The sequence below is a fragment of the Polaribacter sp. IC066 genome (assembly GCF_007997085.1).
In the GTDB taxonomy this organism is placed as follows: Bacteria; Bacteroidota; Bacteroidia; order Flavobacteriales; family Flavobacteriaceae; genus Polaribacter.
This window is the reverse complement of the sequence record NZ_VORR01000037.1, coordinates 1-21,296: the sequence shown is the minus strand read 5'-3', so window position 1 is coordinate 21,296 and position 21,296 is coordinate 1. Positions and strand designations below refer to the sequence as shown.

Genomic DNA, 21,296 nt, shown 5'->3' with positions numbered 1-21,296 from the left:
CTATTGGATTTGGGCTATTCGCTTTTGGCTGTTGGCTGAAATAGGAATCATCAAAGTTCAGGATTTCTTTTCGAATATTTAGGAGCCTTAATTTTGAATTAATAAAAAATACCTTCTCGAGTGTAATCGAGAAGTTTTTAAAATAAAAAAATGCTATTGGCTTTTGCTCGTAGCCAATTGCTAAAAGCTAAAGGTAAAAAACTTTGAAAAAAATTAACAGCACTTTATTCCTACATAACCGGTTTTTCTATTGCTTATCGGCAATAGCAATATTTTTTGTGATTGGTTTTTTTGCTCCTTTCTTTTTTGAGCTTTCTAAAGTGCTGCTTTTTATGTTGATAATTTTGACATGTATAGATGTTGTTCTTTTATATCAACCAAAAAAAGGAATTAGAATTGATCGAAATTTACCAGAAAGACTCTCTAATGGCGATGAAAATAAAATTTCTATCGCTATTAAAAATGATTATGCTTTTGTAGCTCATTTATCACTCATAGAAGAATTGCCCTATCAATTTCAAAAAAGAGACTTTATTTTTAATCAAGAGTTACAGAAAAAAGAACAAAAAACAATTTACTATAACCTAACCCCAAAAGAAAGAGGTGTTTATTTATTTGGACATATAAATGTTTATGCAAATTCGGCTTTGAAATTAGCGACTAGAAAATATGTTTTAGGCGAAGAAAAAGAACTAAAATGTTATCCTTCTTTTTTAAGGTTAAGAGAATTTGATATCAAATCTTTTAACAATGCCTCTAGTTCTTATGGATCTAAAAAAGTAAGAAGAATAGGAAATTCTTTAGAGTTTGAACAAATTAAAGAATATGTTTCTGGTGATGATATTAGAACGGTAAACTGGAAAGCTACAGCCAAGAGAAACCATTTTATGGTGAATCAATATGTAGAAGAAAAATCGCAATCTGTGTATGCGATTATAGACAAAGGACGCGCTATGCAAATGCAATTTAAAGGATTAAGTTTGTTAGATTATGCAGTAAATGCAACGTTGGCCATTAGCAATGTAATTTTACGGAAACAAGACAAAGCTGGTATGTTGTCTTTTTCTACAAAGCTAGAAGATTGGGTGGTTGCAGAGCGAAGAAATTCTCAAATGAGCCTTATTTCTGAAGCATTGCACAATATTAAAACTAATTTTTCAGAACCAGATTTTAGCACGTTGTATTCGGTAGTAAAAAGAAAAATTACACACAGAAGCTTGCTTATTTTATTTACAAATTTTGAAACTATTGATGGTTTAAACAGGCAACTTCCTTATTTAAGAGCGTTGGCAAAAAACCATTTAGTATTGGTTGTTTTCTTTAAAAATACTGAATTAGATGCTATGATAGGCAACAAAGCAGCAACGATTCAAGAAGTATATGACAGTGTTATTGCTGAAAAATTTATGTACGAAAAGAAAAGAATTGTAAACGAATTAAAAAAATACGGAATTCAATCTGTGCTTACAAAGCCAGAAGATTTAACAGGAAATAGTATAAACAGGTATTTAGAATTAAAATCTAGAGGACTTTTTTAGATATTTTAGAAACGACACAACAAATAAATTTACATTATGAATTGGTATTTAAAAGTTTTAAAACAGTATTTAGATTTTTCAGGCAGAGCAAGACGTAAGGAATATTGGTTTTTTATTTTATTTCACATTATCTTTTATGCGGTTTGCATTACTTTAGATGTAATGCTTGGTACCGCCGCCGGAGAGGGCGATAATGAAATTGGCTTCTTATCTTTAATCTATTTTCTGTTAACTGCAATTCCGTCATTTGCGCTATCTATAAGGCGAATGCACGATATTGGCAAAAGTGGTTGGATGGTTTTAGTGAGCATCATTCCGATTGCAGGTTCTATTTGGTTTTTAGTATTGACTTGCATGGATAGTGAAGCAAAAGCAAATAAATGGGGAGAAAATCCGAAGGGAATCGGAAATGACAATTTTATAAATCAGATTGGTACAGAATAAAAAATTGATAAAAAAAGTGTCTTTTTTTATGCACAAATAGTAGTACTTTTATTTTTTTGATGAATTATGAATTTAGAAATTATTTTTGAAGACGAATATATTATTTGTGTTAATAAACCCAATAATATTCTAGTACATCATGCTTTTCTCTCGAGAAATGTAAGCGATGAAGATTCTTTGTTACAATTAATTGATAAAGAGCTGCATATAAAAGTATATCCTATTCATCGATTAGATCGAAAAACTTCTGGCATGATTTTAATGGCAAAAGAGAAGGAATTTGTTTCTAAATTTCAAGAATTATTTACAGCGAAAGAAATTCAAAAAACGTATTATGGTGTTGTTCGCGGATTTTCTCCTGAAACAAAAATCATAGATTCTCCCGTAAAAGGTCGCGATGCCAATGTGCATAAAGAAGCTTTAACACATTTAAAAACCTTAGAAAACATCACCCTTAATATCCCTGTAAAACCCTATGATTCTTCACGTTATAGTTTGGTCGAGTTTTTGCCGCAAACAGGAAGGATGCACCAATTAAGAGTGCATTCTAATAAAATAAGTCACCCTTTAATTGGTGACACAAAATATGGTGATAAAAACCACGACATGATGTTTGAAGAAAACTTTGGTTGGAAAAATCTTTTTTTACACGCTGGTAAATTAGAGTTTACACATCCTTTTTCATTAGAAAAAATGGTATTAAAAGGTTCTTTTCCGGAAGATTGGATTTCGATGTTTGCAGAATTTAAATGGAAAAACCCTCTTTTATAAGTTGTGATACAGTAATAAAAATCCGAATTCAAAAAACAAAATATGAACTATGAAAAATGCCTGAATTGTGATAAATCATTAAATGGATTTTTTAGTGCTGATTTACTTCTGGAGTCAAAAGTAGATTTCATTAATAAACATTTAAAAGAAGATAAAAGAGCATATTGTTCAAGTTGCTCAAAACCTTTATTAAACAAAATTGCTGATACATTTAGAAAACAAAAAGCAGAAATCCAAAGGCGACTTCAACAAATCATACATTATATTCTTGTTATGACAAGCCCTTCACCTATCAATTGGGATTATGAAGTTTTAGGAATGGTTTCTGCCCAAACAACATCTGGAACAGGATTTGCAACTGAATTATCTAGGTCTTTTAATGATTTTTTTGGTGCTGGCTCACAAACTACAAATAGAAAGATTGGAAGAGCTACAAATTTATGTAAATCAGATTTACGAGTTCAATGTGTAAGACAAGGAGGAAATGCAATTATTTCAACTGATATAGATTTTAACGAAATTGGAGCAGGAAGTACGAATATGTTAATGGTTTGTATGGCAGGAACAGCAATTCGTGTTACTAATATGGAAAATTTTAGCACAAAAGATAGAGATACAATTATAGAGATAGTTGAGTTAACTGAAAAACTGGAAGCAATCGCTACAGAAATTAAATAAAAACTAGCGTTAAAAATATTTATAAATAATTAATATATAGCAAGAAATGAAAAAAATATTAATAATTTCAGCAATTACAATTATAGGATTTACATCTTGTAAGAATGAAAAAAAGGAAGGTACAGAAAATAAAGTAATTGAAGTCATAGAAAAAGTGGATAATACCGAAAAAGTAAGTAAACTTTTTACAGAGTTCAATTCATTATATGATGAATTATTGTCATTTAAAGGAAAATCTGATTTCAAAAAATTCGGTTTTAGTAAAGGTGGAAAATATAATAAATGGCTTTCTAATGTAAAAGAATTAAAAAATAACCCAGAAGCAAAATTGCTTTTGCAAAAAGGTGTTTTGGTTGGGTATTTAGAACAATTAGGACTTTCCTATGTTGCTTCAAAAGGAAAAGAAACTGAAGTAACTAAGAGTTTTAATAAAATATTTTCAGAAGCAATTTCTTCTAATCCAATTGCAAAAATAGAAACTGAATTTAAAATAATTTTCGATTCAACAAAAGTCTCAACGTACAAAATTGAAGATTTGGAAATTGATAGTTTTAAACCATTAATAAAAAACCTTTCGGAATATGAAACTCAAGAGCTGAAAGATTTACCGGAATACATACGTCATACTTTATCTATTGTAGTTCCATTTGATATTACTAAAGAAAGTCTTGAAAATACAATGAAATCTATCGTTTATAAAAAATCAAGAAATGACAATGATGTTGACGAAATTATCATTTTTGCCTATGACTACAAAAAAGATATTGGAATGGGATATACCTTTGGAAAATTATTATGGGCTCCAAAAGGTAAAATCGGAAATGCAACACCAGAAATTGCAATTAACAATAATCGAAATAGTTATAAATTTGATATTACAATTAAAAATAAGGTTGGAAATATTAAAAAATCAGATTTACCAACAAAAATAGAATTAGAAATTTACAGCGAAATTGTAAATGAAAATGGTCAATATACAGGAAAAGATGATGATGAAATAAGAAAAATTGTAATGAAAAAATATAAAATTAAAACTGTAAAAGAATATGAAAGAATTTATTTAAAGGTCGGTGTTTATAAAATATTTTAATTCAAAAAAACAGTTGCCAACACCTTACAAAATTAAGTGCTTTGTTTTAGCTTACTTACGAAAGTCCTCGCAGACTTTCTATTCAATAATTATTTATTTTATAGCTTAACCACAGCAACTAATTTTGTACAACAACGTTATGCAGAATTTTATCGTATACTTTTAGTAATAATTTAATAATTAGTACACAGAGATTCACAGTGAAAAAAAAATCGGAGTTTCGCAGCGCATTTTTTAAAAATTAGTCTTTCTTGTAAAAGTTCAAAAATTTTGAAGATATTTTATTATAATATTTTTAAAAAAAAATAAGCTCTTAGCAAACTCGTAAGTTGTAAAGAGTTATAAATTTCTGTAAAAAAACGTTCCATTTTTTAAATGAACAAGATAACATACTCCTCTATTATCAATCCTTTATCAACTGAAAACCCTTAAAGAATCTTTGTAAAAAACCCTGTTGACCTCTGTGTAACAGCTCAAATTCAGCAAATTAAATCATAACAAATTCCAATAAAAACTCTTTCAGATCCTTAACAATAGATACTAAAATTATCAGATTAAAACTCTGTGAATCTCTGTGAAAAAACTCTGTGAATACCTGTGTTACAGTTAAAATCTACTAAATTAAATCACCGCGTATTTCCATAAAATTCTTTCAAATCTACAAACAATAAATACTAAAATTATCAGATTAGAACTCTGTGAATTTTTGTGTAGCAACTCAAATCTAGTAAATTAAAACACTGCGAACTTCCATAAAACTCTTTTGAATCTCTAAACAATAAATATCATCTATATTAAATCTCCATAAAAATAATTTCCTCTATAACGATGCATTGCTATTGCTCAATAGATTGAGAATCAAACCCAATCAGTTCAGTATTCTCAAACCTTGGCGAAACCTCAATAGGATTGCAACAAACTTCACAATCTTCTATATATGTTTGATGTCTAACACTTGTGTCTAATATCATCGAAATATCTTCCCAACAATGTGGGCACTGAAAAAAATGTTCTAATTCCACCTTTTAATTTTCTTTTACTTTTAAAACTAACTTTCCATTTTTATCACCAGAAAATAATCTGTTATACGTTTCATGAAAGTTTTCGATGCCTTCATAAATATCTTCTCTAGATTTTAATTTTCCTTCTTGCATCCAAGTTCCCATTTGTTTTGCCGCTATGCCAAAATCTTTTGTATAATCCATCACCACCATTCCTTGCATGGTAGATCTTGTTACTAATAATGACAAGTAATTACTGGGACCATCAATTTTAGATTTGTTATTATATTGAGAAATTGCGCCACAAATTACAACTCTAGCATGCATTCTTAATTTACTTAACGCTGCATCTAATATTTTTCCGCCAACATTATCAAAATAAATATCAATTCCTTTTGGGCATTTTGCCTTTAAAGCCGAATATATGTTTTCTGATTTATAGTCGATAGCGGCATCAAAACCCAACTCGTTTATTAAGTAATCGCATTTTTCTTTTCCGCCCGCAATACCTATCACGGTACAACCTTTAATTTTCGCAATTTGTCCAACCACACTTCCAACAGCGCCTGCGGCTCCAGAAACCAAAACGATATCACCTTCTTTTACTTTACCAACTTCGGTAATTCCGAAATAAGCAGTCATTCCTGGCATTCCTAAAGTTCCTATATACATGGGCATTGGCGCCAAACGTGTATCAACTTTATACCAACTTTCACCGTTTGTAATTGCATATTGTTGCACACCACCCCAACTTGTTACTACATCGCCGATTTCAAATTTAGGATTTCCATTATTTTTAATCACTTTACCAACAGAACCAGCTCTCATTACATCATCAATCGCAACGGGCGGAATATAAGATTTAGCATCATTCATCCAACCCCGCATTGCCGGATCTAAAGAAATATAATGCTGTTCTACTAAAATTTCTCCTTCTTGTAATTCAGGAACTGGGTTTGTTTCTAATTGCCAAGTATCTTCGGTTGGCACACCAATTGGTCGTTTTTTAAAAATAATTTGCTTGTTATTCATCGATATTTTTATTTTATTCAATAATGACTTTTATAAATTAAACTTGAACAGAAGCTTTGGAAAGCAACTTTATACATCGCTAGTAGCGATGTTTTTTCCTTTTTTATTGATTGATTTATTCATAAATATTTTCATGGTATATCCAAATACAAGTCCTGCAATAGTCCAAAGTACCAATCCTATTAATATATTTTTTAGAGTTATTTCTTGATTTTCAAAATAAGGAAATAAAATTGATATTACTATAAACATAAATCCTCCCCAACTTAACCCAGTTTTTATCCAACTTTTTTTATCATACGGATTTGGTATCATTTTAATATCAATATTTATGTATCTTTTTGGTTGTTTTTTTAGCCAGTTAGCTTTTAAACTTTTTCTGAACCAACCCCAAATTGGAAATGTAATTGTCAGCATTATAAAGCTAAAAGCATTCATTAAACAAGGAATAATTTTTTCGCAATTTGTGCAATAAAGACCAAACCAATTTTTGAATGCAGTGCCATTTTCGGTAGACCAAGTTCTGCCATCGTGTAATTTGTGGCAATGTGGACAAGGAACAAAAGTTCGTTCTAATCTTGATTTTTCAGATATTTTGTATTCTAAATTAATTTTCGGAATTCTTTGTCCTAAAATTAATTCGTTAACAGCTAACCCTGGATTTAAAATCCAATGCAATACCATCCAATTTTTCCAGGTATAAATCTTATATTTTTCTTTATCAAAGTCCATTTTTTTTAAATAATACTATTCAAAAGTAAATATAATTAATAATTCTGTAAATCTTGTATTGCTTTTGTTAAGTTTGTTTTTCCTAAATATTGTTGTTCTAGATCTGATTGAAAAGGAATTGGCGTTTCTAAACTTGCCACTCTTTTTACGGGGGCGTCTAAAAATTCGAAACAATTTTCTGTAATTAATGCAGATACGTCACTCGCAATTCCGCCAAAAAGAGAATCCTCTTGCACAACAAGTACCTTTCCTGTTTTTTTAACAGATTTATAAATCGTTTCTGTATCTAAAGGTTGTAAAGTTCTTAAATCGATAACATCTGCAGAAATTTCTGGTAAACTTTCTAGAGATTCTAAAACCCAATGCACGGCTGCCCCGTAACTAATAATTGTCATTTTAGTACCATCTTTTAACACGGCAGCTTTACCAATTTCTGTAGTAAAATATCCTTCAGAAACCTCTTGATAAATAGATCGATACAACCCTTTGTGTTCAAAAAACAACACAGGGTTTGGATCTTCAATAGCACTTGCCAACAAGCCTTTTGCATCTTGTGGAAATGCAGGGTATACCACCTTTAAACCTGGTGTTTTTGTAAACCAAGCTTCATTGGTCTGACTATGAAAAGGACCAGCACCAACGCCAGCACCACAGGGCATTCGTACTACAATATCTGCGTTTTGAGACCATCTATAATGAGATTTTGCTAATAAATTTACAACCGGATTAAAGCCTGACGATACAAAATCTGCAAACTGCATTTCTACAACTGATTTTGTTCCGTTTATCGACAAACCATAAGCAGCAGCCACTATCGCCGATTCACAAATAGGTGTATTTCTTACGCGTTCTTTACCAAATTTTTCTACAAAACCATCTGTTATTTTAAAAACACCACCATATTCGGCAACATCTTGTCCCATAATAATTAAATCATCATGTTTTTCCATAGACAATTTTAATCCATCAGAAATAGCATCGATTAAACGTATTTTACTTTTGGTTGATGATGGTTCTATTGCTTGATAATTAAATGCTTTATAAACGTCCTTTAATTCTGTTTCTAAATTAGGAATAATTTTTTCTTCATCAAAGGCCATTTGAAGATGCTCATTAATTTCAAGAACTATTTCTTCTTTGTAGGATAATTCAATCTCTTCAGTAAGAATATTTTCGTTTCTTAAATATTCCTGAAAGTTTTCTAAAGGATCTTTTGCTGCCCAAAAATCTAGTTCGTCTTGCGGAACATATTTTGTGCCACTCGCTTCTTCATGACCGCGCATTCTAAACGTTTTAAATTCTAATAAGATAGGTCTAGGATTTTTACGCACACTTTTAGCAATCTCATCTACTTTGGTATATACTTCAAGAATATTATTGCCATCAATAATATGGCTTTCCATACCGTAACCGATCCCTTTATCGGCAATATCTTTACAATTAAATTGCTCTGAAGTTGGGGTAGATAATCCGTACCCATTATTTTCAACACAGAATAAAACGGGCAAACTCCAAACAGAGGCTACGTTTAAAGCTTCATGAAAATCTCCTTCACTCGTGCCACCTTCGCCTGTAAAAACAGCACAAATTTTATTGTTCTTTTTTAATTTATTGGCTAATGCAATTCCGTCTGCAATGCCTAATTGCGGTCCTAAATGAGAAATCATTCCAATAATATTATATTCTTGCGTTCCGAAATGGAAGCTTCGATCTCTACCTTTTGTAAAACCGTTCATTTTTCCTTGCCATTGAGAAAATAAGCGATACAACGGAATATCTCTAGTGGTAAAAACCCCTAAATTTCTATGCATTGGCAAGATGTATTCGTCGTTTTCTAAAGCGCTGGTAACCCCTACAGAAATTGCTTCTTGACCAATGCCCGAGAACCATTTAGAAATTCTTCCTTGGCGTAGCAGAATTAGCATCTTTTCCTCTATTAATCGAGGCTTTAGCATTCTTTTGTATAGATGTAATAAGGTAGAATTATCGATTGATGAATTTACAGTATATTCAATTTTATAGGACATAAATTATATATTTCGTACTGATAACAAACATACAGCTAAAGAATTTTATTCCATAAAAAAATCCTCATCATTTTTAGTGATGAGGATTTTTTATAAATTCGTTGATATTCTGCTATAATTCTGCAAAAATTGCATGCATCATTCTTTTCTTATCGTTGATACTTTCTTCTAAAGCAATCATGGTTTCTGTTCTATTTACACCAGGAACATCATCAATGGTATAAATAATATCTTTTGCATCATTCGTTCCTTTTGCTCTTACTTTACAGAAAATATTGTATTTACCTGCAGTTACATAAGCTACAGTTACATTGGGTATTTTTCTTAAATTTTCTATTACACTCTGTGTCATCGATGTTTTTTCTAGATAAACACCAACATGCGCTATAAATGAATAGCCCATTTTTTCATAGTTTAATGTTAAGGTAGAGCCTTGAATAATACCTTCATCTTCCATTTTTTTTACACGAACATGTATAGTTCCGGCAGATACTAACAGTTGTTTTGCAATGTCTGTAAATGGTGTTCTTGCATTTTCTATTAAGATATCTAAAATCTGATGATCTATTTCGTCTAGGATAAATTTTTTCATTTATTGTGTATTATTCAATTAATATAGCAAATTTATACATTTAATTTAATTTAAAACAATAAAAAGTAAGAAAAGTTTAATGTTTTTCAGTTTCGAAAACGATTTCGTGATGTCCGGTTTTGTTTTTCAAGTCAAATTCATCCACTTTAACTAATTTTGAGACTATTTTTTTGTCAATAATTTCATCGATATATTGATATGCAACATCGTTTTTAGAATTCGTATATCTATGAATGACATCATAAAATATTTTATCGTTGTTCGGAATCTTAAAATACGCTTCATAAGCGTTAAAAGTACTTGAAGTGGCAATATGATATATACCTTGCAGTATAGCGTAGAACGTATATTCTCTTGTAACTTCTCTTTGATAATCATCAGGGTAATGTCCTGATTCTATTAAAATAGTATTATACCTTAATTTTTGAAAATTATCTCCTGTTGCTGTCGGATAAAATTCATCTGTATATCTGCCGACAAAATTCGGAATCATTTGTTGTAATAAAAGATGCATCGCAGCAATAACATCCATCGTTTGTTTTCTGCCTTTGGTAAGCGCTCGTGTTTCTTCTTCTGAAGGTGCTAAAAAAGAAATCGTAGCAGGATTGCTGGTACCTTCTACACCAAAAATAGTTCTTTGATCGTGCAGATTAAAGCAAAATTGAGGATCAAATTCTTCTAAAGCAGTCCTTAATAGTTTACTTTCTTTTGCTACTCTATGCACCGCATCTCTGTTTAAATCGATATTATTTCCGTTTACTCTTGTGTATGCTTGTGCGCCGTCTGGGTTTAACATCGGAATAAAAACCAGTGTACATTCTTTTAATATTGTTTCAAACATTGCATCGCTCGTGTTCAAAAAGCAATTAAATAAATCGAATAAAGCTCTTGTTGCGGTACTTTCATTTCCATGCATTTGAGACCATATCAATAGGCGTTTTTTTCCTGTTCCTATTTTTAAGGTATATATAGGTCGCTGTTTTTCTGACAAACCTAGGGGTTCAATTTTAAAAACAGCTTGGTGTTTTGCAAAGAGGTTTTTAATATCATCAAAAGTAATCCACTTGCCAAAGAGTGCTGTTTCTTTTTGGTCCTTAAATAATTTTTTTAAAAAGGTAGTTGATAAAGTCTGCACTGACGTTTTTATTTAGAAATACAAATCTACACTTTTGAAAACAAGTACCCAACAAGCACGTTACAATTGTAAACTAATAAAATGTTACAAATGTAAATTAATGAAAACGCTTTATTTGTTACTTTTGTAAATTTACAACATCTGCTTTCTTTGTATTTGTTTTCATCAAAAACAATTCTCTGCATAGTCTAAAATAGAGCTTACGTAAATCAATTAAATCAAATTAAATGAGCGCTTTAAACACTTTAATTAAAGTTATTGTTTAATATAAAAACAAGTGTTGATAACTGTTTTAAAGATATTGTTTTGCTGTTTCTTAAATTTAATTTACATTTGTAACTCAATAGCGATTTACAATGATAAACAGTTTAGAGTTTACAACGCGGATAAAAAAAGTGATGGATTTTAATGAATTAACAGCATCTATGTTCGCAGATAAAATAGGTGTTCAGCGTTCTAGCATCTCACACATTTTGTCTGGTAGAAATAAACCAAGTCTCGATTTTGTTTTAAAAATAATTTCAGAATTTAAAGATGTAGATCTTTACTGGCTCTTAAACGGAGTAGGTTCTTTTCCTAAAAAAGCAGAAAATAAATCGAATGCTTCGGCGCCATCTTTATTTACCTCTGAAACAAATGATGAAAAAAAAATTCAAAGAATTGTTGTATTCTATAAAGACGGAACTTTTGAAGAATACCAAAAATAGTTTTGAGTTTGAAGTTTAACATCAGCCATAAAAAATAATTTTTAAAATTTTATGAAAAATACTTGAGAAATACAACTTATTGTATGTTCCTTAAAAGTTCATTTCTTCTTAAAATTTGAATTCTAAATTAAATATCATATTTTAGTAGTCATGAATACAATTGAAATTAGAACCGTAAATGTGGTTCAGTATTTACAACCCCTGCGAGAAGGTGGTTCTTTGCCCGCTATTGTAAAAGCCGATGACGGTTTTTTGTACGTGCTAAAGTTTAGAGGTGCAGGTCAAGGCAAAAAAGCATTAATATCAGAATTTATTGGTGGCGAATTGGCAAGAGCAATGGGTTTAAAAGTTCCGGAATTGGTCTTTATGAATTTAGACGATTCTTTTAGCAAAACAGAACCCGATGAAGAAATTCAAGATTTACTTAAATTTAGTATTGGTTTAAATCTTGGGTTGCATTTTTTGTCGAGTGCTATAACCTATGATCCTTTAGTTTCTAAAGTAGATGCACTAACCGCATCTAAAGTAGTACTTTTAGATAGTTTGATTAGTAATATTGATAGAACTGCGAAAAACACCAATTTATTAAATTGGAATAATGAATTGTGGATTATTGATAATGGTGCAAGTTTGTATTTTCATCATAATTGGGCAACTTGGGAAAATCATTTAACAAGAACTTTTCCGTTGATAAAAGATCATGTTCTTCTATCAAAAGCAACTTGTTTAGAAAAAGCTTCGGATGAAATAAAAAAGAAAATTAATGCAAATACAATTATTGAGATTGTTTCTAAAATTCCAGAAGATTGGTTATTGAGTGAAGGCGATTTTCTAAAGCCTGATGAAATGAGAGCTGCGTATATTTCTTTTTTAAATGCAAAATTAACGATGATTGATAAATTGGTTAAAGAAGCAGAAAATGCAAGATAAAGTTACCTTTGAATACGCCATTATCAGATTGGTACCAAAAGTAGAGCGTGAAGAATTCTTTAATATAGGGGTGATTCTTTTTTCTAAACGTAAAAAATTCTTGAATATTAAATACCATATCAACCCTAATAAGTTAAAATCTTTAGCACCAGATTTAGAATTAGCTACTTTGAATGCTTATTTAAACGCTTGGAAAATTATCTGCGAAGGAAAATCATCCGCAGGAAAAATTGGTGAACTAGAAATTTCTGACAGATTTAGATGGTTAGCCGCTTGCAGAAGTACCATAATTCAAAGTTCTAAAACACATCCTGGATTGTGTGAAAATCCTGAAATGGAATTAGAAAGTATTTTTGAGAAATATGTTTTATAGGAGTTTTAAGCTTATAGCATGACTGAAATTATAAAAAATAGTTTTTAAACTATAGCTAATAATCAACAGCTTTGTGCCATCGACATCGAGGTATCAAAAAAGAATAACCTTTTAATGTTTCGACGTAAAGTGTCTGGGTATTAAACCCAAGATTGCGCTAAATATTGAAACAAGCCTGCCGGACTAGCAGATTCAACTTATAATTTTAAATTCATGGCTTCCGCTAGTTTTAAAAATTGAGTTTTGCTAATAACTAATTTGTCATTTCGACCAAAGGGAGAAATCACATAAAGCATAGATTTGTTGAACTCAAGGTTACGGGATTTCTCCTAAAGTCGAAATGACAAAATTATGGAGTGTTTTATCAATTTAAATTGTTTAAAATTTAATTAAAAAAATCCTGAAGTAATCAACAATCTAAACCTTTAAAAAACCAGCAACCAAATCATTCTCTAAAGTTATTCTAGGAACTTTAAAATTAAAATATTTTTGCAGCGGAATATCGAATCCTTTATAATTTAGATAATTATTCAGCGCCGAGTTTAATCCTTCGCTATATAAATGATGCTCTGCTCCTGTTGGATCTTCGTGATACAAATCGTTTTCTGCAAAACCTTCAAATTTTGGTCCGGTAATATTGATTTCAAATTTCTCTGGATTTTTACCTACAGGACTATGACTTGTACAAGCAAACTGATGCCAAAAAGCAGACTGGATGCAATTATTTTGAAATAATTGACGCACAACTTCTAAAGAATCAATCGTTTCTTGATCTGTTTCCGTAGGGAAACCGAACATTAAATACGCATGCACCATAATGTTTTCATCCGAAAATGCCTTGGTAACTCTTGCTACTTGCGCAATATCAACTCCTTTTTTCATTTTTGCTAGCAATCTATCAGAAGCCACTTCTAAACCACCCGTTACAGCAATACAGCCAGATTTTGATAATAAAGAACATAATTCTGCTGTAAATGTTTTTTCAAACCGAATGTTCGTCCACCAAGTGATGTAGATTTTACGTTCAATTAGTGTATTTGCTAAAGCGCGCAACATTTTTGGTGGTGCGGCTTCATCTACAAAATGAAAACCTGTAATTCCGGTTTCTGAAATTATTTTTTCGATTTTATTCACCAAATCTTCTGCTGTGGTGTTTTGGTAATTGCCAATATAATCTAATGTCACATCACAAAAAGAACATTGTTTCCAGTAACAACCATGAGAAATCGTGAGTTTATTCCACTTTCCATCAGACCACATTCTGTGCATCGGATTCATCACATCTAAAAAAGATAAGTATTTTGCTGTTGGCAAACCAATATAACTTGGCGCAGGCAAATTACGGTGGTGAAAAATGGTATTGGGTATTTTGTTTGCATAGACAACGGCGTTATTTTTGCAGATATAAGTTCTTTCTAGTTGCTCCTCACCTATTTTGCCGTCTAAAAATTCGGTAATTCTTAACAACGGACCTTCACCATCATCCAAAGTAATAAAATCAACAAAATTAAAAATTCTAGGATCTGATAAACGTCTTAATTCCGTGTTGCAATAACCGCCACCCATTCCGATTTTAAGATGTGGATATTCTCTTTTGATAAACTGCGCACACCGTAAAGCAGAGAATAAATTACCAGGGAAAGGAACTGTAAAACAAATTAAATTATAATCATCTTCTTTTATTTTTTCTTCTAATAAATACAACATTTCGTCTTCAATCAACGTTGTTTCATATTGCAGAAACTCATCAATCATATCGAAACTAGACGCTGCTCTTGCTAGTTGTTCTGCATAACGTGTAAACGAGAAAAACTCATCTACATTGGCATTTATAAAATCGCCAAGCTCTTCTACAAACAATGTGGCTATGTGTTTAGCTTTGTCTAAAATGCCTAATTTGCCAAACTCGGTGGTTAAATCTTTGTCTAATTTTATACGTCGATGTCCGTGTGGTAAATAATCTTTATGCACAATTTGATAGGCTGCCGTAACTTCTTGCACACGCAAATAATTCATCACAGAATCTACCTTATTAATATACTCTTCTCGCTGATTATACACCAAAGGCAATTCTTTATTGCCCAACATGTCTGCTTGCTTAAAGATTGCATCGATAAATTCTTTGGTAAAGACAGCGGTAAACAACTCGATACTTAAATCCATTTGCGTTGCTTGTACATCTTTAGATTCTAAAAAACCCTTGATGTAGGCAGTTGCAGGATAGGCAGTATTTAACTGTGTGAATGGTGGGGTTATTAAAAGCGTGTTTATGGACATAGAAATTTGTGAGGTGCAAAGATAGTGTGTGAATTGGGAATAAAACTTAAAAATTGTACTTGGTTTTTATAGAATGTTATGGAAAAATGAATGTTTAATAAAAAGAATGTTTGTGCTATTCATTTTTGATTGAAAAATTATAAGGTCATAAAAATTGTTACATAAAAGGAGAATAAATCACTTTTATAAATCACTTATGAATTCAATTTTCTCCTGTTTATTTTTCGTTCTAAAAATTCAAACTTAATTAAATACTGTCACAATTGATTAAAAAGATCGCATATTAGCTTATGTTCGCTTTAATTTTAATCAAACACTTACTAATGATAAAATTCTTTCGAAAAATTAGACAAAAAATGCTGCTCGAAAATAAAATCAGTAAATACCTACTATATGCTATTGGCGAAATTGTACTCGTTGTTATTGGAATTCTAATTGCTTTGCAGATTAATAATAAAAATGAGAATGAGAAGCTAGTTCAAAAAGAAATTGAAATTCTACAATTATTTCAAGAATCATTAACCACAGATTTAGTGAGATTTAAAACAGTATCTTTATTTTATAAAAACTCTAAAAAGTCAATAGAACGCGTTTTAAAACATCTTGAAAACAATTTACCTTATGAAGATACACTCGCATCCGATTTTTTTAATACTACAATTACTTATGAACAAAGCAGTTTTATAGATGGTCCTTTTGAAACACTTAAATCGTCAGGGCTCGAGTTAATTTCGAATACCACTTTACGTCTAAAAATTGTAGATGTCTATGATAATTGGGATTTATCCATGGAAACTAGTGAAAAGCGTTATGTTGAACTCATCATGAATACGGGTTTAAATATCTACAAAACACGTTTTGATGAGTTTTGGCGAGGCACAGAAAATGATTTTGGTATTTCAGGAGTGATGCATCCTACAGATTATAACAGTTTAAGAAATGATAAAGAATATTTATTTTTTTTAAAGACGCAACTCAACTTAATGGGATGGTTCCTTGAAAAATCAAATCGTGAAGCAACTGTAAATGGAACCTTACTTAAAGATTTAATTGAAAAAGAGTTAAAAGAAATAGATTAATAACAGTTGCTGATTACAACCTGCTGCATTTCTTAAAGCTGATGCATTGTTATGCCAATAAAGTAAAATTTAATAGGTTTGTTCCTTTTAAAGTCTAAAAAAACTGTTGATCGAATCAATTAAAAATAGGTAGAACGATATTTTCATTTAATCGATAGAATTCCCCGACGCTCTGCGTCGGTGGTCAAGAGGAAAGTTTGAAAACCTGGGTTTTCATCAAACTAAAAATAAGGTTTTTTTCAGCTTGATACCTCGATGGCTCTGCCTCGAGGTTGTTCATTTCTTAACTATACATATTCACACAAATAAGCTCCTTCTAATTTGTCCTCAAATAAGGAACTAGCACAAACATTTTAACGATAAGAGCATAAATTAAGACCTATTAAAACATATGTGTACTTGGTATTTCTGCGGAATGACAAACTTTATGGATTGATTTTTAGAGAACAAAAAATTGCAAATTTTGTTATTTCGACGTTAAGATAAATCCCATAATAGCGAACCTAAAAATTATATAGCTTTATGTGATTTTTTTCTTTGGTCGAAAAAACAAAACAGAAGTGTTATCAATTACGCTTGTAATTGTTGTAATTTTCACAAAAACTCTTATATATCATTTAAAAATTTAAAAAAATAAAATCACTTCACAAAACAAGCTTCAAGCATTTTATACAATTCAGGATGCTTTCTTTTCAACAACTTTGGTCTTTCAAAAAAATATTCTCCTGCAACGGCTAAAAATTCAATTTCAGAAGTGCCTCCGTAATTCCGAATATCAGAAGTGTCTCTATTAATTTCCTCCATTTTTTTATGGACTAATTGTAAATACGGAATTGTATATTGTTTGTCTAATAAAGCTTTCGGAATTCCGTCAATAACGCCATCGGCTTTATCTAAAAGATGGATAAATTCATGAATTGCTGTATTTCCTTTATCCGTTTTATTGCTAAAACCATGATGCAAGGCTTTTCTAGATAAAATCATTTGATTTTCGAATCTTCCTGCACCCATCAACCCACCAATATTTCTACCTTTCGTTTTGCTGTTAAACTGTAAATCTTTATCAAAATAATCAGGATAAATTAAAACGGTAGTCAAATTAGAATAGTTCCAAGTTGGAAATCTAAAAACAGTAATTATAGCACTGGCTGCAATTAACAGCCTATCTAATTCTTCTAGCTCAAAATGAATCGCTTCAATATTTTTTGTTTGTAAAAACCGAAACATTTTAAATCGAAATAGTTGCTGTTCCTCGTTCGTTAACTTTTTATAAAAAAGAATATGTTGTACCAATAGTGCATGCCAATGCATTGGAACTTTAACATTTTCTAACGGAATTATTGTTGCTTTTTTCTTTGGTTTTAAACCTACAAACAAAACAGTAAGAAGAATGGCAATAACAATCGTATAAAGCATTGTGTTTTTTAAATTGAAATACTATCAACTACGCAATAGTAGTTTTTAGTATCTTAATAATTACAATTGGTAACCGGCTATTCATAAAAAAGTTGTAGTTAATTTTAATGAAGTACAGCTTACTATTTTATGAATATATATATATATATATATATATATTACTTTTTAGGATTTAAAAAGTGCTTACTCCTTTTTTGTATAAGTTCTATAAACTCTAATTCATTACCATAGTTTAACAAATCGAAATTAAAAGTATCGTCTTCTACATATCTAATAAATTCTTCAACTCGATGCGCTGGAATATTAAAATTATCAACTAAAAAAGTAGAGCCCAAGTAATATTTAATAAATTTTGATGGAACTTCTGGAATCCCTGCTGCCTCCTTGTCTTTTACTTCAGATCTAAAAAGCGGAATTAATAATTGATCAACAATATTAACGATATTTAAACCATCCACTAAAGTTCTAGTTTCTGACGGAATTACTCTATCCGGATTCTCATTTATACGCGTTTCAATATTCTTAAAAACTTCGTTATTTTTAATACTAAAATAAATTGCATCTTCTTTTTGGTTAAATTTTGCTGCGCTTTTAAGATCTGCAGAAAGATTGCCCGTCAATTTTTTATGAGAAACTACTATAATTTCTTCTAACTTATTAATTTCTTCAATTAAAAAAATGTTTATTTTTTTTGATTCTAAAATAGCTTCATTAATTCTAACATCAAAATTTTGATATTCTAGAGCTCTAATTTCTAAAATATCATTTAAAGTTACTGCCATTATAAACTCACCTTTTTCGTTTGTTACAGTACCTATATTGGATGATGTGTTAAAAATAGCGATGTTTTCAATATCTTTTCCTTCAACAATAATTTTCCCTGTAATTTCTTTTCGTATAATATCTTGCGAAAAGGAAATGAAATTTGCAGACAATAAAAGCACTAGTAATAATTTTTTCATGTATTATTTTTAAAGTATAAAAATAATCGATTTCAACTAAAATAGTGTGGTAATACAGGTAAAATTTTTGCGGAATATCAAATTAAAATTTCACGATAATTTCATGATAATTTTTTCAATATCATTTTAATAATTTTTACATTTCTTTCTCTGTTTAGTTTTCTACTTTCTTTTAATGATTCATCATTTCTGGCATTAAATTAATGCCAACTTTATGCTGTAGAACTTAAATTTTGTTGCTTATAGGAATTTGCTGTTATTAAAAAATTAGTAAGTCAATCATAACTGTAAGTCATTTTTTTTGAAAAAAAGAAAGAGATCGATAGGTGTATTTGAGATTCCGAGGGAATGACAAACTGTACGGAGTTCGTTGCTTTTATGCTGATTTCCTGACAAAAATGCTCCATCTAGCTTTTCTTCTTATACGGAATTAGCGAAATTATTTAAATTTAAAAATAAGAACATAAATGTATATGGAATTTCTACGGAATGACAAATTGTGCCAAGTTGATTGCTTTTAACTTAATTTTTTAGAAAAAATACGCACCACCTAGTTTGTCTCCCGACAAAGAACTAGCACAAACCTTTTAAAATAAACATAATGATATAAAACTTAAAAAAAATTAACTATTAGAATACTTACGAAAAAACATTAACAACCAAATACAACGTATATTTTACGAATATAAATCATTCTGCTAATCTAAAGGAGGCAGAACCATCGAGATATCAAAAAATAATATTCTTTTATAAATATGAAGCAAAGCGCCTAACAATGAAACCCAGGATTCCTATAAATGCTCAAACAAGCCTACCTGTGGGACAAGTAGGTTCAACTAACAATTATTGAATGCATTGCTTCGCTATTTAAAAAAATTGAATTTTACTAGTAAAATGATTCTTGCTCTGTAACTTGTGCTTTCTTCTTTATTTGGATTAAGTTAATTGTTATTGATCTACTTCTTAAAAAAGTATTTGCGACCTTTACAAAATTCTAAAAAGCTTGGTAAGTTTTGATTTATTCATTAACTTAAAATCTGTAATTAATATTACTAAACATTTACTACAGCGTTTTAGTGTATTCAAAAACTATATTTAAAAACATGGATGTACGTAAAAAAATTATTGTTATTGGTGGAGGATTTGCTGGATTAGAGCTTATAAAACGCCTAGGGAATTCAAAAAAATATGATATAATTTTAGTAGACAGTAATAATTATAATTTTTTTGCACCTTTAATATATCAGGTCTCTAGCGGCTTTATGGAGCCTTCCGCAATTAGCTATCCTTTTCGTAAAATTCTTCGTAATTATAATAATGTACGTTTTAGACTTGGTTCTTTAGAACAAATAGTTACAGAAGAGAATAAAGTAATCTTAAACAATGGCGAGCTAAAATATGATATTTTAGTGATGGCGACGGGTACAGAAACAAATTACTTTGGTAATAAAAACATTGAAGAAAAATGTTTGCCTATGAAAACAATAAGCGATGCTTTATCATTGCGAAATACCATTTTAACACGATTAGATTTAGCCACAAGAATTGAAGATGCAGAAGAAAGAAAAAAATATTTAACTTTTGTTATTGCAGGGGCAGGACCCACAGGTGTAGAGCTTTCTGGAATTATAGCAGAAATGAGTGCTTCGGTTATTAGAAAAGACTACCCAGAATTAAAAGAAGAAGAATTAGGTGAAATCTTTTTAATCGATGGTCAAAAATCTGTGTTGGCCACAATGTCTGCTAAAGCACAAAAATATGCCTCTAAAAAGCTGTCTAAAGTTGGTGTGAATCTTATTATGGAAACTTTTGTTGAAGATTTTGATGGGGAGAGCGTGCAATTATCCAACGGAAAGAAAATTAATTCTAAAAATTTAATTTGGACTGCGGGGGTTGTTGCGAAAGTTTTTAAAGGTTTTCCTCAAGACAGCTTTGGTAGTGGAAAAAGGTTAAAAACAAATCAATTTAATCAGGTTTATTTGTCAGAAAACATTTACGCTTTAGGAGATTGCGCTATTATGAATAGTGATAAAAAGTATCCGAACGGTCACCCGCAGGTAGCCCAGCCAGCAATACAACAGGCAAAAAACCTGGCTAATAATTTATTAAAAAATCAAGGAGAATGGAAACCTTTTGTCTACGGAGATAAAGGATCTTTAGCCATCATTGGCCGAAATAAAGCCGTGCTAGATTTTCCAAATCCAAAATACGCTATGAGCGGTTTTATTTCTTGGTTAATTTGGATTTTTGTTCATATTATGGGACTTGTTAATTTTAGTAATAAATTAAGAGCTCTATATAATTGGATGGGCTATTATATTTACAGAGACCAATCTTTTAGAATGATTATAAAACCAAATAGTGAAATAAAATAGTAAAACAAAGGTAACTATTCAGCGGATGTTTAGTGGTTGTTAACAATTTGATTTATTTTATCCACAATTTTTTATTTTTAGTCATTCTATTTCAAAAAAAGCAGTTGTTTATGCACATCGGTTGATAAGTGTGTGAT

The 21,296-nt window shown here is 30.4% G+C and carries 19 protein-coding genes; 10 read left to right on the top strand and 9 right to left on the bottom strand.

The genetic code is table 11. The annotated features are described in order from the left end of the window. Positions 1-332: 332 nt before the first annotated feature. The 5 genes from ES044_RS12665 to ES044_RS12645 all read left to right on the top strand — a co-directional run bounded on the left by ES044_RS12665 (position 333) and on the right by ES044_RS12645 (position 4,521). A complete protein-coding gene (locus tag ES044_RS12665; protein WP_223813556.1) occupies positions 333-1,538 on the top strand; it encodes a DUF58 domain-containing protein in 1,206 nt (401 codons plus the stop codon). 36 nt (positions 1,539-1,574) lie between these two features. Then, the gene (locus ES044_RS12660; protein WP_147187220.1) at positions 1,575-1,982 is read left to right on the top strand and encodes a DUF805 domain-containing protein; all 408 of its coding nucleotides are present in this window, start codon (positions 1,575-1,577) and stop codon (positions 1,980-1,982) included. 66 nt (positions 1,983-2,048) lie between these two features. After that, complete coding sequence (locus ES044_RS12655; RefSeq protein ID WP_147187218.1) at positions 2,049-2,753, top strand: pseudouridine synthase; 705 nt, start codon at positions 2,049-2,051, stop codon at positions 2,751-2,753. A gap of 42 nt (positions 2,754-2,795) precedes the next feature. After that, a complete protein-coding gene (locus ES044_RS12650) occupies positions 2,796-3,431 on the top strand; it encodes a heavy metal-binding domain-containing protein (RefSeq protein ID WP_147187217.1) in 636 nt (211 codons plus the stop codon). Between the two features lie 46 nt (positions 3,432-3,477). Next, positions 3,478-4,521 carry a hypothetical protein gene (locus tag ES044_RS12645; protein ID WP_147120178.1) on the top strand — a complete coding sequence of 348 codons (1,044 nt, stop codon included), beginning with the start codon at positions 3,478-3,480 and terminating at the stop codon, positions 4,519-4,521. 836 nt (positions 4,522-5,357) lie between these two features. Here the strand turns inward: ES044_RS12645 and ES044_RS12640 are convergent. The 6 genes from ES044_RS12640 to ES044_RS12615 all read right to left on the bottom strand — a co-directional run bounded on the left by ES044_RS12640 (position 5,358) and on the right by ES044_RS12615 (position 11,040). Next, positions 5,358-5,543, bottom strand: coding sequence for a CPXCG motif-containing cysteine-rich protein (locus tag ES044_RS12640; RefSeq protein WP_147120177.1), 186 nt, complete (start codon positions 5,541-5,543; stop codon positions 5,358-5,360). Positions 5,544-5,546: 3 nt separating this feature from the next. Further along, the gene (locus ES044_RS12635; RefSeq protein WP_147187215.1) at positions 5,547-6,554 is read right to left on the bottom strand and encodes an NADP-dependent oxidoreductase; all 1,008 of its coding nucleotides are present in this window, start codon (positions 6,552-6,554) and stop codon (positions 5,547-5,549) included. Between the two features lie 69 nt (positions 6,555-6,623). Continuing rightward, positions 6,624-7,286 carry a hypothetical protein gene (locus tag ES044_RS12630; protein ID WP_147187213.1) on the bottom strand — a complete coding sequence of 221 codons (663 nt, stop codon included), beginning with the start codon at positions 7,284-7,286 and terminating at the stop codon, positions 6,624-6,626. 35 nt (positions 7,287-7,321) lie between these two features. Continuing rightward, positions 7,322-9,313: a thiamine pyrophosphate-dependent enzyme gene (locus ES044_RS12625; protein ID WP_147187212.1), complete on the bottom strand. Its 1,992-nt coding sequence runs from the start codon at positions 9,311-9,313 to the stop codon at positions 7,322-7,324. Positions 9,314-9,425: 112 nt separating this feature from the next. After that, entirely contained in the window at positions 9,426-9,905 is a 480-nt protein-coding gene (locus ES044_RS12620; protein WP_018942126.1) for an Lrp/AsnC family transcriptional regulator, read from the bottom strand. 76 nt (positions 9,906-9,981) lie between these two features. After that, positions 9,982-11,040 (bottom strand): M14 family zinc carboxypeptidase, encoded by a 1,059-nt coding sequence (locus ES044_RS12615; RefSeq protein WP_147187210.1) that lies wholly within the window; start codon positions 11,038-11,040, stop codon positions 9,982-9,984. A 356-nt stretch (positions 11,041-11,396) separates the two neighbouring features. Between ES044_RS12615 and ES044_RS12610 the strand changes: the two genes are divergently transcribed. The 3 genes from ES044_RS12610 (at position 11,397) to ES044_RS12600 (ending at position 13,050) form a co-directional block, all read left to right on the top strand. After that, the gene (locus ES044_RS12610) at positions 11,397-11,747 is read left to right on the top strand and encodes a helix-turn-helix domain-containing protein (protein WP_147120563.1); all 351 of its coding nucleotides are present in this window, start codon (positions 11,397-11,399) and stop codon (positions 11,745-11,747) included. Positions 11,748-11,897: 150 nt separating this feature from the next. Further along, a complete protein-coding gene (locus ES044_RS12605; RefSeq protein ID WP_147120562.1) occupies positions 11,898-12,677 on the top strand; it encodes a HipA family kinase in 780 nt (259 codons plus the stop codon). Beyond that, entirely contained in the window at positions 12,667-13,050 is a 384-nt protein-coding gene (locus ES044_RS12600; RefSeq protein ID WP_147120561.1) for a DUF3037 domain-containing protein, read from the top strand. Before ES044_RS12605 ends, ES044_RS12600 begins: the two co-directional genes overlap by 11 nt. A 417-nt stretch (positions 13,051-13,467) precedes the next feature. Here the strand turns inward: ES044_RS12600 and ES044_RS12595 are convergent, their stop codons facing one another. Continuing rightward, positions 13,468-15,327: a B12-binding domain-containing radical SAM protein gene (locus ES044_RS12595; protein ID WP_147187208.1), complete on the bottom strand. Its 1,860-nt coding sequence runs from the start codon at positions 15,325-15,327 to the stop codon at positions 13,468-13,470. 323 nt (positions 15,328-15,650) lie between these two features. Here ES044_RS12595 and ES044_RS12590 point away from each other — a divergent pair, with 323 nt between their 5' ends. Continuing rightward, positions 15,651-16,406, top strand: coding sequence for a DUF6090 family protein (locus ES044_RS12590; RefSeq protein ID WP_147120559.1), 756 nt, complete (start codon positions 15,651-15,653; stop codon positions 16,404-16,406). 639 nt (positions 16,407-17,045) lie between these two features. Here the strand turns inward: ES044_RS12590 and ES044_RS12585 are convergent. Both ES044_RS12585 and ES044_RS12580 read right to left on the bottom strand, forming a co-directional pair. Continuing rightward, positions 17,046-17,822, bottom strand: coding sequence for a zinc-dependent peptidase (locus tag ES044_RS12585; protein ID WP_147187206.1), 777 nt, complete (start codon positions 17,820-17,822; stop codon positions 17,046-17,048). A gap of 158 nt (positions 17,823-17,980) precedes the next feature. Then, a complete protein-coding gene (locus ES044_RS12580; RefSeq protein WP_147120727.1) occupies positions 17,981-18,784 on the bottom strand; it encodes a carboxypeptidase-like regulatory domain-containing protein in 804 nt (267 codons plus the stop codon). Positions 18,785-19,887: 1,103 nt separating this feature from the next. Here ES044_RS12580 and ES044_RS12575 point away from each other — a divergent pair. Further along, positions 19,888-21,159, top strand: coding sequence for an NAD(P)/FAD-dependent oxidoreductase (locus ES044_RS12575; protein WP_147120726.1), 1,272 nt, complete (start codon positions 19,888-19,890; stop codon positions 21,157-21,159). Positions 21,160-21,296: the final 137 nt, after the last annotated feature.

Coding starts and splice junctions, on each gene's coding strand:
- ES044_RS12665 (WP_223813556.1), top strand. CDS start 333: ATGTTGATAATTTTGACATGTATAGATGTTGTTCTTTTATATCAACCA.
- ES044_RS12660 (WP_147187220.1), top strand. CDS start 1,575: ATGAATTGGTATTTAAAAGTTTTAAAACAGTATTTAGATTTTTCAGGC.
- ES044_RS12655 (WP_147187218.1), top strand. CDS start 2,049: ATGAATTTAGAAATTATTTTTGAAGACGAATATATTATTTGTGTTAAT.
- ES044_RS12650 (WP_147187217.1), top strand. CDS start 2,796: ATGAACTATGAAAAATGCCTGAATTGTGATAAATCATTAAATGGATTT.
- ES044_RS12645 (WP_147120178.1), top strand. CDS start 3,478: ATGAAAAAAATATTAATAATTTCAGCAATTACAATTATAGGATTTACA.
- ES044_RS12635 (WP_147187215.1), bottom strand. CDS start 6,554: ATGAATAACAAGCAAATTATTTTTAAAAAACGACCAATTGGTGTGCCA.
- ES044_RS12630 (WP_147187213.1), bottom strand. CDS start 7,286: ATGGACTTTGATAAAGAAAAATATAAGATTTATACCTGGAAAAATTGG.
- ES044_RS12625 (WP_147187212.1), bottom strand. CDS start 9,313: ATGTCCTATAAAATTGAATATACTGTAAATTCATCAATCGATAATTCT.
- ES044_RS12620 (WP_018942126.1), bottom strand. CDS start 9,905: ATGAAAAAATTTATCCTAGACGAAATAGATCATCAGATTTTAGATATC.
- ES044_RS12610 (WP_147120563.1), top strand. CDS start 11,397: ATGATAAACAGTTTAGAGTTTACAACGCGGATAAAAAAAGTGATGGAT.
- ES044_RS12605 (WP_147120562.1), top strand. CDS start 11,898: ATGAATACAATTGAAATTAGAACCGTAAATGTGGTTCAGTATTTACAA.
- ES044_RS12600 (WP_147120561.1), top strand. CDS start 12,667: ATGCAAGATAAAGTTACCTTTGAATACGCCATTATCAGATTGGTACCA.
- ES044_RS12595 (WP_147187208.1), bottom strand. CDS start 15,327: ATGTCCATAAACACGCTTTTAATAACCCCACCATTCACACAGTTAAAT.
- ES044_RS12590 (WP_147120559.1), top strand. CDS start 15,651: ATGATAAAATTCTTTCGAAAAATTAGACAAAAAATGCTGCTCGAAAAT.
- ES044_RS12585 (WP_147187206.1), bottom strand. CDS start 17,822: ATGCTTTATACGATTGTTATTGCCATTCTTCTTACTGTTTTGTTTGTA.
- ES044_RS12580 (WP_147120727.1), bottom strand. CDS start 18,784: ATGAAAAAATTATTACTAGTGCTTTTATTGTCTGCAAATTTCATTTCC.
- ES044_RS12575 (WP_147120726.1), top strand. CDS start 19,888: ATGGATGTACGTAAAAAAATTATTGTTATTGGTGGAGGATTTGCTGGA.